Annotated in this window: 11 protein-coding genes; 8 read left to right on the top strand and 3 right to left on the bottom strand. The window is 64.5% G+C overall.

Annotation, left to right across the window (positions count from 1 at the left end):
* Positions 1 to 132: 132 nt before the first annotated feature.
* Complete coding sequence (locus NKI54_RS18420) at positions 133 to 486, top strand: winged helix-turn-helix transcriptional regulator (protein ID WP_352692107.1); 354 nt, start codon at positions 133 to 135, stop codon at positions 484 to 486.
* Positions 487 to 603: 117 nt separating this feature from the next.
* Here NKI54_RS18420 and NKI54_RS18425 read toward each other — a convergent pair whose 3' ends face one another.
* On the bottom strand, positions 604 to 1,251 hold the full coding sequence (locus tag NKI54_RS18425; protein ID WP_352692108.1) for a cysteine hydrolase family protein: 648 nt from the start codon (positions 1,249 to 1,251) through the stop codon (positions 604 to 606).
* Positions 1,248 to 1,577, bottom strand: coding sequence for a hypothetical protein (locus NKI54_RS18430; protein WP_023718782.1), 330 nt, complete (start codon positions 1,575 to 1,577; stop codon positions 1,248 to 1,250). The genes NKI54_RS18425 and NKI54_RS18430 overlap by 4 nt, the downstream gene beginning before the upstream one ends.
* 269 nt (positions 1,578 to 1,846) lie before the next feature.
* On the opposite strand from NKI54_RS18430, the gene NKI54_RS18435 reads away from it, so the two are divergent.
* From NKI54_RS18435 to NKI54_RS18465, 7 genes are all read left to right on the top strand, one after another.
* Positions 1,847 to 3,271: a pyridoxal-phosphate dependent enzyme gene (locus NKI54_RS18435; RefSeq protein WP_352692109.1), complete on the top strand. Its 1,425-nt coding sequence runs from the start codon at positions 1,847 to 1,849 to the stop codon at positions 3,269 to 3,271.
* On the top strand, positions 3,268 to 4,449 hold the full coding sequence (locus NKI54_RS18440) for a cystathionine gamma-synthase (RefSeq protein WP_023675892.1): 1,182 nt from the start codon (positions 3,268 to 3,270) through the stop codon (positions 4,447 to 4,449). Before NKI54_RS18435 ends, NKI54_RS18440 begins: the two co-directional genes overlap by 4 nt.
* Positions 4,450 to 4,732: 283 nt before the next feature.
* Positions 4,733 to 5,710, top strand: coding sequence for a GlxA family transcriptional regulator (locus NKI54_RS18445; RefSeq protein WP_352692110.1), 978 nt, complete (start codon positions 4,733 to 4,735; stop codon positions 5,708 to 5,710).
* 291 nt (positions 5,711 to 6,001) lie between these two features.
* Positions 6,002 to 7,306 (top strand): M24 family metallopeptidase, encoded by a 1,305-nt coding sequence (locus tag NKI54_RS18450; protein WP_352692111.1) that lies wholly within the window; start codon positions 6,002 to 6,004, stop codon positions 7,304 to 7,306.
* A gap of 20 nt (positions 7,307 to 7,326) precedes the next feature.
* Positions 7,327 to 8,004 carry an isochorismatase family protein gene (locus tag NKI54_RS18455; protein WP_023678943.1) on the top strand — a complete coding sequence of 226 codons (678 nt, stop codon included), beginning with the start codon at positions 7,327 to 7,329 and terminating at the stop codon, positions 8,002 to 8,004.
* Positions 8,005 to 8,020: 16 nt separating this feature from the next.
* Positions 8,021 to 9,013, top strand: coding sequence for an alpha/beta hydrolase (locus NKI54_RS18460; RefSeq protein WP_352692112.1), 993 nt, complete (start codon positions 8,021 to 8,023; stop codon positions 9,011 to 9,013).
* A gap of 318 nt (positions 9,014 to 9,331) precedes the next feature.
* Positions 9,332 to 10,972: an ABC transporter substrate-binding protein gene (locus NKI54_RS18465; RefSeq protein WP_352692113.1), complete on the top strand. Its 1,641-nt coding sequence runs from the start codon at positions 9,332 to 9,334 to the stop codon at positions 10,970 to 10,972.
* Positions 10,973 to 11,114: 142 nt separating this feature from the next.
* Here NKI54_RS18465 and NKI54_RS18470 read toward each other — a convergent pair whose 3' ends face one another.
* Positions 11,115 to 12,644: a pyridoxal phosphate-dependent decarboxylase family protein gene (locus tag NKI54_RS18470; RefSeq protein ID WP_352636093.1), complete on the bottom strand. Its 1,530-nt coding sequence runs from the start codon at positions 12,642 to 12,644 to the stop codon at positions 11,115 to 11,117.
* Positions 12,645 to 12,664: the final 20 nt, after the last annotated feature.

Here is a 12,664-nt window from a genome sequence, read left to right on the forward strand (position 1 = left end):
TTGGTGTCGCGCACCCTCGTCTTCGTTCTCCTCCATGGATTTTGTAGCCGGCGAGGCCGTGAGCCGCGACCCTGGCCAGATGGCCGGGAAAATTCTGCTTTCGTCGTCACCGTGCCTTGCCTACCATGGCGCATGACCCAACGCGGAAGACTCTACGGCTGTCCGGTCGAGTTCGCGCTCGACGCGCTCGGCGGCAAATGGAAGACGGTGATCCTGGCGCGCATCAAGGAACAGCCGATGCGCTATTCCGACCTGCGCCGGCTGATCCCCTCACTCTCGGACAAGATGCTGACGCAGCGCCTGGCCGAGCTTGTCGAGATCGGCTTCGTCACGCTCGAGACGTCGCCAGACGGCAAGGGGCGCTATGCCTTGACCGGGCGCGGTGAAAATCTCGCCGCCGCGCTCCAGGCGCTCTACGACTGGGGCAGCGTGCATGGCCGCGCCGAGGGTGTGCGCTTTCGCACCGACAGCGCAGCCACCACCTAGATCAATTCCGGGAAAAGCGCGGAGCGGTTTTCCGTCCGCAATTGCGTGAAGACAAAGCGATGGAGCGGTTCGGCGTTTGCGCGAAACGGTGAATTCGCTCCAGCAAGCCGACTGCCCTCAACCCGCACCGGCAAGCGCGCTGCAGAAGCTTGCGACGTCGGTGACGACGGCTTCGCCGAGGAAGCGTAGCGTCGCCATCGAGCGGTCGCGCGCTTCGCGGTTGCCGAAGCCACAGGCATCCTCGATTACCACGGCGACAAAGCCATTGTCGGTCGCCTGGCGAACGGTCGGCTCGATGCCGATCTCCATGGCGATGCCTGCGAGCGCTATCGTGCGCACGCCGCAATCGCGCAAGGCAAAGCCGAGCGCGGTGGAATCGAAGGCCGACATCGTGAGCTTGTCGAATACCGCCTCGTCCGCGCGGGGCTCCAGCTCGGGCACGATCCGCGTCGCTTCGGCGTCGCGCGGGAACCACGGCTCGACCGTGTCGGGGCTGTCGCGCCGCTGCCAGGCCATGGCGGTGCGCAGCTGCGTCGCGCCCATCCATTTGCGCGGCAGCGACAGATGGCGCGTGAACGCCACCCGCATTCCGGCCATGCGCGCCGCTTGCAGCACCGTGCCAGTGCGCTCGACGATGGTGGCGGCGCCGGCCACCTGGCGGCAGATGCCGCCCTGCATGTCGTAGACCACCAGCGCCGTGCGGCGCGGATCGCACCACTCAGGCAGGCTGGCCGGGATTTCGATCCCGTCGCTCGACCGGATCATGCTGCAGTCCGGTCCCATGGTTTGGCGATATCGACCGTCGGATCGAACAGGAATTCCAGCGGCAATGGCGCGTCGAAGGCGATGAAGTGCCATTCCAGCAGCCCGGCCTTGGACAGCGGGAAGTCCTCGGTGTATCGCCTCGCTTCCGCGACGCTGTCGAGCTCGAAGACGATGATGACGCCGCCAATATCGCCGCGCGCATAATTCTCGCGCACGATCCCCGCCTTCCAGAGCCGCCAGACATTCGACACTTCGTCGCGCAGATAAGGCCGCAAATCGTCGAGCGTGACGCCGGGCTTGAAATTGTCATAGGCAAGAATCTTCATCGGCCATTCCTTGCATTGCTGTTCGCCCAACGCCGGGTAGCATGGCGGAATCGGCGGCGGCAACGAACGAGATGGTGCGTTTAGTCCCAGGCAGGTTCTGCAAATCTTTTGCCCTGCCTGCAGGCCGGCGAAGCTTTCTCGAAATTCCATTCCCCTGCTGGCGGCCGGATTGGCACGATCTATCTTCTTTCCAACTGCAAACGGCTGGAAAAGACGGTAGGTTGCCGTCTTCCAGGGCGGTTGCTCGTTCTGGCAACGGAGCATCTGACATGAGCAAGCACAAGATCGTGGCACCGGACGATGCATCGTCCCGCCTGCGCCCGCCCTATGCCTCGGTTCTCGACCTGATCGGGCAGACACCGGTCGTCGAGCTGACCAAATTCGACATCGGCAAGTGCCGGCTGTTCATCAAGCTCGAAAGCCAGAATCCCGGCGGCTCGATCAAGGACCGCATAGCGCTGTCGATGATTGCCGCCGCCGAAAAACAGGGCAGACTGAAGCGCGGCGGCACCATCGTGGAGGCGACTGCCGGCAATACCGGTCTTGGCCTCGCCCAGGTAGGCATCCCCAAGGGCTACCGCATCATCCTCGTCGTGCCCGACAAGATGTCGCGCGAAAAAATCCAGCATCTGAGGGCGCTCGGCGCGGAAGTGCGCATGACGCGTTCCGATGTCGGCAAGGGCCATGCCGAATATTATCAGGACATGGCCGAAAAGATCGCCGCCGAGTTGCCCGGCGCCTTCTACGCCAACCAGTTTGCCAACCCGGCCAATCCGCTGGCCCACGAAACCACGACCGGGCCGGAAATCTTTCAACAGCTCGGAGGCGATGTCGATGCGGTGGTCGTCGGCGTCGGCTCCGGCGGCACGCTGACCGGGCTTGGCCGCTATTTTGCGAAAGTCTCGCCGAAGACCGAGATGATTTTGGCCGATCCGGTCGGCTCGGTGCTGGCACCGTTGATCAAGACCGGCAAGATGGTAGAGGCCGGAAGCTGGACCGTCGAAGGCATCGGCGAGGATTTCGTGCCGCCCAATGCCGATCTGTCGCTGGTCAGGAAAGCCTATTCCATCCCCGACAAGCAGAGCATGCTTGCGGTGCGCGACCTGCTTTCGAAGGAAGGCATTCTCGCCGGCTCGTCGTCCGGTACGCTGCTTTCGGCAGCGCTTCGCTATTGCCGCGAGCAGACCGTGCCGAAGCGCGTCGTTACCTTCGTCTGCGACAGCGGCAACAAGTACCTGTCGAAAGTCTTCGACGATTTCTGGCTGGTCGAGCAGGGCCTGGCCGAGCAGGAGCAGCATGGCGATCTGCGGGACCTGGTCATGCGCACGCTCCGCACCGGCGATGTCGTGTCCGTCGGCCCGGACGAAAGCCTGCTCAACGCCTATGGCCGCATGCGCCGATCGGATGTCTCGCAGCTGCCGGTGCTGGACGAGGGCAAGCTCGTCGGCATCATCGACGAAAGCGATATCCTCGCCAAGGTCGAAGGCCCCTATGACAGCCGCTGGGACCGCTTCAAGGCCCCGGTCAGTACGGCTATGACCTCTACCCTGCACACGCTGGAAGCCAGCCAGACGCTGGACGCGTTGCTGCCGGTCTTCGATCGCAACGAGGTCGCCATCGTCTTCGATGGCGACGAATTCATCGGCCTGATAACACGCATCGACCTGATCAACCATCTGAGGCGCGCCCGATGACCGTCAAAGCCACCGTATCGGGCAAAAACCGCCTCGCCTTTTCGACGCGCACCATCCATGGCGGCCAGAGCCACGACCCGACGACGGGCGCGGTGATGGTACCGATCTATGCCACTTCGACCTACGGTCAGCAGAGCCCGGGCGTGCACAAGGGCTTTGAATATGCCCGCAGCCAGAACCCGACCCGCTTCGCCTTCGAGCGCGCGGTGGCCGACCTCGAAAGCGGCACAGCCGCCTTCGCCTTCGCTTCGGGGCTGGCGGCGATCGCAACCATTTTCGAATTGCTCGATTCAGGCGCGCATATCGTCGCGACCGACGACATCTATGGCGGCACGTTCCGGCTGCTGGAACGGGTGCGCAAGCGCTCGGCCAATTTGCAGGTCGACTTCGTCGACTTCACCGACCTTGCCGCGGTCGAGGCGGCGATCCGCCCGGAAACCAAACTGCTCTGGGTCGAGACGCCGACCAACCCGCTGCTGCGTGTCGTCGACCTCGAAGGCGTCGCGGCACTTGCCAGGCGCAAAGGCGTGCTCTCAGTCGCCGACAACACTTTCTGCAGCCCCTATCTGCAGCGGCCGCTGGAGCTCGGCATCGACATCGTGGTCCATTCGACGACGAAATACCTCAACGGCCATTCCGACATGGTCGGCGGCGTCGCCGTGGTCGGCGACAACAAGGATCTCGCCGACCGGCTGAAATTCCTGCAGAACGCCATCGGCGCCATTTCAGGGCCGTTCGACAGTTTCCTGGCGCTGCGCGGACTGAAGACGCTGGCGCTGAGGATGGAGCGTCATTCGTCGAACGGGCAGAAGATCGCGCACTGGCTGGAAAGCCGTCCCGACATCCGCCGTGTCATCTATCCCGGCCTGCCCAGCCACCCGCAGCACGCCATCGCCAGGCGGCAGATGCACGCCTTCGGCGGCATGATCACGGTCGAGCTCGACCGCGACCTCGCCGGCACCAAACGCTTCCTCGAACATACGCAACTGTTCACGCTGGCCGAAAGCCTCGGCGGCGTCGAAAGCCTGATCGAGCACCCGGCGCTGATGACGCACGGCTCGATCCCGGCGAAAAAACGCGCCGAGATCGGGATTTCGGATTCGCTGGTGCGGTTGTCGGCCGGGATCGAGGACGGCGACGATCTGATCGCGGATCTGGATCAGGCGCTGGCCAGTTGAGCCGGATAGCGAGACGTCGGCGGGACGGCGCCCCCTCTGCCCCTACCGGGAATCTCCCCACGAGGGGGGAGATTGGCCATTATCTTGCGCTTTCGCCAATCTCCAACGCTGAAACGGACGGGACGGCGAAGGGGAGACGTCCGGCAGGACAGAGGGGGGCGTGAGGGATCGCCGACAAGCGGCAATTGTTCTGCGTCGCACCCCCAAGCTTGCACGCTATTCCGTTGACCCAGGGCGCATCTGCCTGAATTGTAGCGTCCCGATCCTTTTGGCTCCATAAGCTATGAACAACCGACAACGCAACCAACCGACGGCAAGCGACACCCCCCTAACCTTTGCCATCCTCGTCTTCCCCGGCTTTCCGATGATGGCGTTCAGTTCAGTGATCGAGCCGCTCCGCGCCGCCAACGTGCTGGCGAAGCGGGACTGCTATCGCTGGATCATCGTCGGCGCCGCCGAAGGCCCGGTGGGGGCCTCGAACGGCGTCGTCATCCAGCCCGGCTTTTCCGCCCATGACGCGCCGAAGGTCGATCGCATCGTCGTCTGCTCAGGCGGCGATGCCGATCATCTCGTCGCGTACGATGCCGTGAGCTGGATCCGCAGGAGCCTGCGCGACGGCGCCCATATCGGTGCGGTGGCGGATGCCGCCTTCTTCCTGGCTCGGGCCGGCCTGCTCGACGGTCATGCCTGCACCTTGCACTGGACCAGCCAAGCCGCCTTCACCGAGGCGTTTCCGGACATCGAGCTGAGGCGCGATCTCTATGTCATCGACCGCAAGCGCTTCACTTCGGCCGGTGGCGTCGGCAGCCTCGACATGATGCTGGAGATCATCACCAGCGATTATGGCGCCGAACTGGCCGCCGGCGTCGCCGAATGGTTTGTGCACAGCCCGCTACGCTCCAGCGTCGACCGCAAGCTGATGCCGCTCAGGCTGCGGACCGGCGTGCAGAACGAACTGGTGCTGTCGGCCATCGCCATCATGGAGGATGCGGTGGAGGAGCGGCTCGGCATGGCGGAACTGGCGAATAGGCTTGGCGTCTCCTCCGACAAGCTCGAACGCAATTTTCGCTCCGAGCTCAGCATTTCGCCCAACGGCTACTACCGCCGCCTCAGACTGAAGCGCGCCGCCGACCTGCTGGCGCATTCGACGCTGATGGTGCGCGACGTCGCGCTGGCCTGCGGTTTCGCCTCGATGTCGAGCTTTGCGCGGGCGTTTCGGGAGGAGCATGGCCATGCACCGAAGGTGGCGCGCAGGCATTAGGTATTTCGGATGTTGGCGGGACAGCGCCCCCCTCTGCCCTACCGGGCATCTCCCCCTCAAGGGGGGAGATTGCAGCTTCGATGCTCCGCTCCTCCTGCGACGGTGGAAATTCACGAAAGCGGCGATGACGAGCCGATCTCCCCCCTTGAGGGGGAGATGTCCGGCAGGACAGAGGGGGCGCCGTAGAACGCTACGGAACGACTTCAAGCGGTATTTCGCACAACATATGCGGCATCTTGCACAGCCTCTACGCGGCGCATAGCCCATCCTCGCCGCTTCAGGAGGCACCCCATGAGCATTGTCGTGTTCGACCCCGACAGCACCGAGGACGTCGACTTCAAAGACCGCATGCGCCACCCGGCGGCGGCGGATCCGGCCGGCGGCATGTGGCTGTCGGACACCGAGCCGTCCTTCATCGACGCCGACGCGCTGCGTAAGGGCCGGCTCGCCAGGCTGCGTGCCTGGATGCGCCAGGCCGGCTATGGCGGCGTCGTGCTGTTCGACCCCTACAACCAGCGTTACGCCACCGGTTCGCGCAACATGTTCGGCTATTTCCTGCGCAACTCGACGCGCTACTTCTTCATCCCCACCGAAGGGCCGATCGTGTTGTTCGAATATCCGCAGAGCTACCATGTCTCGATGGTGCTCGACACGATCGACGAGGCGCGTCCGTCCAAGCTGGTCTGGTCATCGGTGTCAGGCCGCGACGACGAGACCGCCGGCCCGTTCGCCGATGAGGTCGCCGAATTGCTCAAGGCGCATGGCGGCGGCTCGATGAAGCTCGGCCTTGACCGCTGCAGCCATCTGCAGGCACTGGCGCTGGAAAAGCGCGGCTGCGAGGTGCGGGATTGCCAGGGCGAGATTTTGGCGGTGCGCGCGGTCAAGACGCCCGAGGAAGTAAAATGCCTGCAGGTGTCGATGGCCGGCGCCGAGGCCGCCGTCTATGCCGTGCGCGAGACGATCAAGCCCGGCGTTTCCGAAAACGACCTGTTCGCCATCATGTATGGCGAGGTGATCCGCCAAGGCGGCGAGTTCATCGAAACCCGTTTGCTGACCTCGGGCCAGCGCACCAATCCTTGGTTCAACGAGGCGAGCGGCCGCAAGATCAGGCCGGGCGAACTCTTGGCGCTCGATACCGATACGATCGGCTGCTACGGCTATTATTCGGACTTTTCGCGCACCTTCCGTTGCGGACCGGGCAAGCCGACGGATTATCAGAAGTCGCTCTACCGCATGGCGCACGACCAGGTTCAGCACAATATCGGGGTCGTCAAGCCGGGCATGGCGTTTCGCGAGATTGCCGAAAGGGCCTGGAAGATACCGGACCGCTTCGTCGACCAGCGTTATACCTCGGTCATGCACGGCGTCGGCATGCATGGCGAAACGCCGTTCATAGCGCACGCCATGGACTACGAGACCTATGGCCGCGACGGGGTCATCGTGCCCGGCATGGTGGTCAGCGTCGAAAGCTATATCGGCGAGAAGGGCGGCCGCGAGGGCGTCAAGCTGGAAGACGAGATCCTGATCACCGAGACCGGCACCGAGCTCCTGTCGCGCTTCCCCTATGAGGATGTTTTCCTTGACAGGCATGTTTGAGTGTTGACAGGCAGTTTTGCATGAAAAGCCCGATCTCGATCAAGCGCGGCAAGGTGGCGGCGGTGTTCATCGATCTCCAGGAGGAGCATCGGCGGGACAAGCGCTATCTGGTCGAAGGCTATGGCGACATCCTCGCCAACGTCCAGCGGCTGCAGGAGGCGGCGCGGGCCAACAATGTGCCCCTTTACCACTGGGCCTATATCGTCGATCTCGCCACGGCGCGGCCGTTCCACCCGGTCGAGGCCAGCGGCAAGTCGGCGTTTTCCGACAAGGACGATCCGCTGACTGCGATCTGCGCGGAAGTGGGCCCGGCGACAGGCGAGATGATGCTGGTCAAGACCGATGCCAGCGCCTTCCGCGCGGGGCCTGCCGCCGAGCGGCTGAAGGCCGACGGCATCGAGTGGCTGGTCGTTGCCGGCGTCTGGACCGAGGCCTGCATCGATGCCACCGTCAAGGATGCGGTGGCGCTTGGGTTTCGAGTGCTGCTGGTCAAGGATGCCTGCGGCAGCGGCAGCACGGCGATGCACCAGACGGCCATCCTCAACCTTGCCAACCGGCTCTATGGCGGTGCCGTCACCACCACCGACGGCGCCTGCCGGCTGCTGGCAGGCGAGACGGTCGAAGCCTGGCAGGTCGAGGGCTCGGTGCCGCTGCGCTTCAGCTATGAAAATGCTGCCCGGCTCTACGCCGAGCTCTGAGCGGGATCGCGCAGCGATGATCACCGAGGCCGAGCGACCCGGAACGAGAGGGCGCGGAAAATACCAAACGCTGCTCGATCCGGAGCTGTGGGCCTATATCGATCGGGTCAACGAGTGGTATCCGCCCGAAATCGTCTACATGCCGATCGACAGGCAGCGGGCGGTCTATGATGCCATGTGCCGGGCGTTTCGCGAGCCCTATCCACCCGGCGTCAAGGCCAGCGACAGCGCGGTTCCTGCCGGCGACCGTGCGATCCCGGTCCGGCGTTACCAGATGGCGGGCACGGCGCCGAAAGCGATGGTTGTCTATTACCACGGCGGCGGCTTCGTCCTTGGCGGGCTCGACAGCCATGACGACATCTGCGCCGAGATATGCGCCGGCACCGGCTTTGCCGTGCTGTCCGCCGATTACCGGCTGGCGCCCGAGCATCTGCATCCGGCCGCCTTCGACGATGCGCTGGCCGTATTCGAATGGGCGGCGGCGACGGCCGGCCTGCCGATAGTGCTCTGCGGCGAAAGCGCCGGCGGCAATCTGGCCGCTGCGGTGGCACAGGCGACACACCGCCATCCTCGCCATGCGATCGGCCAGGTGCTGATCTATCCCGAGCTCGGCGGCCCGGAACCAGTTGGCAAAGAGAGCGCCGGCTCCTATGTCAAGCACGCCGAAGCGCCACTGCTGACGCTGGGCGACATCGAGTTCTATCGCGAGATCCGGTCGGCGAAGGGACAGTCGCAGGACGACCCGACCTTTTCGCCGCTCAGCGACACCGACTTCTCCGGGCTGCCGCCGACGGTCATCGTCACCGCGCAATGCGACCCGCTGTCCTCGGAAGGCGAGGCCTATCGCGACCGCATCCTGGCCGCCGGCGGTCGCGCCTGGTGGCATGAGGAGCCGCGCCTCGTGCATAGCTTTCTACGCGCCCGCAAGACCGTGCCGCGAGCCGGCGAAGCCTTCGGGCGCATCATTGCGGCCATCGCCGCGCTCGGCAAAGGCGACTGGCCTTACTGAGGTTGCGAAGGCCCCCTCATCCGGCCGCTTCGCGTCCACCTTCTCCCCGCTGGGGAGAAGAGCCTGGCATCAACGCAGGCGACCTCCTCTCCCCCGGGGGAGAGGTCGGATTGCCCGAATTGCCCTTCGCAATTCGGTTGGCAATCCGGGTGAGGGGACCTTCCGCTTGCGGAACAGCGCACAAGAACTGCGGAAGTCCGAACACTCCCCCACGGGAGCTCGCCCTATCATCCCCGAGGCAATGGCGCTCCGGCGATCGCATCCGTCCCCCGCGTTTGGCGATCGGCAGAGGTGCCCAACAACAGGGGAATGACGACAATGAAGTTCATGCTGACCGATCGAAAACTGCATCCGCAGGCCGGGCCCGTCGCCGATGGCTTCAAGAAAGGCCAGATGAACCGGCGCGAATATCTCGCTACCATGGCTGCGCTCGGTGTCAGCGCTGCCGGCGCGCTGGCGCTTGGCGGGCTTGCGCCGTCACCGGCCAGGGCCGAGGAGGCGAAGCGCGGCGGCGTCTTGCGCGTTGCCATGAACGTCAAGGGCTGGAAGGATCCGCGCACCTTCGACGGCGTCGAGATGTCCAACGTCGCCCGCCAGTGCAACGAATATTTGGTGCGCTGGAAGCGCGACTTCACCTTCGAGCCATGGCTGCTCGAGAGCTGGGAAACCAGCGACGACGCCCGCGTGCTGACGCTGCATGTCCGCAAGGGCATCACCTGGTCGAACGGCGACACCTTCAACGCCGACGACGTGATCCACAATCTGACGCGCTGGTGCGATGCGTCCGTCGCCGGCAATTCGGTCGCCGCGCGCATGGGCGCACTGGTCAACGCCGATACCAAGAAGCCCGTCGACGGCGGCATCGAGCGCGTCGACGACGTCACCGTGCGGCTCAATTTGCCAAAGCCCGACATTTCGCTGATCGCCGGCATGGCCGACTACCCGGCGCTGATCATGCACCGCAGCTATGAAGGCGACGGCGATCCGCTGAAGGCATTGGCGATCACCACCGGGCCTTGCGAACTCGTGGCATGGGACGCCGAGGTCGGCGCCGAAGTCCGCCGCAAAGACAAGCCATGGTGGAAGGGCGAGTTCTACCTCGACGGCATCAAATGGGTGGACTACGGCTCCGACCCCAATGCGATGCTGTCGGCCTTCGAATCGGGCGAGATCGACACCGACCACGAAACCGCCTCCGACACGGTTGCGCAGACCGACTCCATGGGCCTGAGCAATTCGGAAATCGCCACCGGCTCGACCATCGTCGCGCGGTTCAATATCGGCAATCCGCCCTATGACGACATCAAGGTGCGCCGCGCCGCCCAGCTCGCCGTCGACAACGCCGCCGTGCTGAAGATCGGCATGGACAACCGCGGCAAGCCTGCCGAGAACCATCATGTCGGGCCGATGCATCCCGAATATGCCGATATCGGCCCAGCCGTCCGCAACATTGATCAAGCCAAGGCCCTGCTCGCCGAGGCCGGCAAGGCCGACCACGAATACGAACTCATCTCGGTCGACGTCGACTGGCAGAAGAGCACCGGCGACGCCATCGCCGCGCAGATGCGCGAGGCCGGGCTGAAAATCAAGCGCACCGTGCTGCCGGCCGCGACCTTCTGGAACGACTGGAGCAAATATCCTTTCTCCTGCACGGAGTGGCTCGGCCGGCCGCTCGGCGTCCAGGTGCTGGCACTCGCTTATAAGTCTGGCGCCGCATGGAACGAGAGCGCCTACGCCGATCCGGAATTCGACAGTCTGCTCGACAAGGCGCTGGCGATGCCCGATCCCGGCGCCCGCAAGGAGCTCATGGCCAAGATCGAACAGAATCTCCGCGATTCCGGCATCATCATCCAGCCCTACTGGCGCTCGGTCTACCGCACCTACCGCAAGGGCGTGCATGGCTGCGAGCAGCACCAGTCGCTCGAGCAGCATTTCGAGAAGGTTTGGCTCGAGGCGTAGCCTTGCAGACGACCAATTGTCGGGGCCAGCGCCGCTCCTTCTTCCTTCTCCCCTTGTTGTGGGAGAAGGTGGATTGGCGCGCAGCGCCAAGACGGTTGAGGGGTGCGGACGGAGTGCCGTCGGTATCAAGCTGGAACACCCCTCATCCGGCCGCTTCGCGTCCACCTTCTCCCACAAGGGGAGAAGGAAGAGCCACGCCAGGCCTTGAAATCTCCAGTCCAAGCCGCACGGTCTCCCGCACCAGCAGGTCCAGATCGTCGCGCCGGGTGCGGTGGTTGTTGATCGCCACCCTGAGGCTATGCTGGCCATGCACCGTCGTGTCGGAAATGGCGGCGATGCCTTCTTCCTGCAGCCTCAGCATGATCTCGGTATTGAGCGCTTTCAGGCGCTCCCCGCCCAGTCCGTCCGCGCGGTAGCGAAAGCAGACGATGTTGATGCTCACCGGCGCTACCAGTTCGAGTGCCGGTTCGGCCGCGATCAGCGCGCCGAGATAATGCCCTTGCGCGATGTTCTGGTCGATCAGCCGGCCGAACTTTTCGATGCCGTGCTCTCGCAACGCCATCCACACCTTCAGAGCGCGAAAGCCGCGCGTCGTCTGCAGGCCGTAATCGTGCAGCCATTGGCCGGAGGCCAGGCCGCGCGGCGTCGATTCCAGATATTCCGGCGTCACCGCGAACGTGCCGCGATGCACGGAGGCATCCTGGATCAGCGCGCAGCCGACCTCGAATGGCGCGTGCAGCCATTTATGCGGATCGAGCGCGATCGAGTGGGCGTGCTCGATGCCGGCAACGCGATGCGAATTGTCCGGCGCAATCGCAAGCAAGGCGCCGATGCAGCCATCGACGTGAAACCACAGATTCTCTTTTGCCGCCAGGTCAGCCAGCGCTTGCAGATCGTCGATTGCGCCGGTGTTCACCGTGCCGGCCGTACCGATTACGCAGGCCGGCTTGAAGCCGGCGTCGCGGTCCTCGGCGATCGCCGCCCGCAACGCAGCGATGTCGATCCGCATCCCGGCATCGCTCGGGATGCGACGCAGCGCCCGGTTGCCGAGGCCGAGCACTTCCATTGCCTTGCGGTGACAGGAGTGAAGCTGGTCGGAGCCGTAGAAACGCAGCGGCTTGTCGATGCCGGCAACGCCGTGCTCGCGTATGTCGATGCCGGCCTTGGCGTTGCGCGCCACGGTCAGCCCGATGATGTTGGCCATCGAGCCGCCGCTGACCAGCGTGCCGCTGGCCGATTGCGGAAAGCCCAGCATCTGCTTCAGCCAATCGACGACCTGGCCGTCCATCAAGGCGGCGGCGTGGTTGCCGCCGCCGAGGTTGGAGCCCTGGATCGCCGCCAGGAAATCACCGAGCGCCCCGGTGAAATTGCTCGACCCCATGTACCAGGCCCAGAAGCGCGGATGGATATTGCCCATTGGATAGGCCATCAGCTTCTTGACAACGTCGCCATAGACATCGGCCAGCGGCGTTGGCGATTGCGGCAGGGACGCGGTGAAGAACTCCCTCACATCTCCAGGCATCTCCTGCCACACCGGCCGCTCTCTGACATCGCGCAGGTAGGCGACGGCATCGTCGACGACCCGATGCGACAGGACCTGCACATCTCCCCAGTCCGAGGGGTCAAGCGTTTCCTCGGCGGTCGTGGCGGGCAATCCAGACGGCGTGTCCATGCAGGTCGCTCCCGATATGC

This window comes from Mesorhizobium sp. M0663 (assembly GCF_040320585.1).
Classification (GTDB): Bacteria; Pseudomonadota; Alphaproteobacteria; order Rhizobiales; family Rhizobiaceae; genus Mesorhizobium.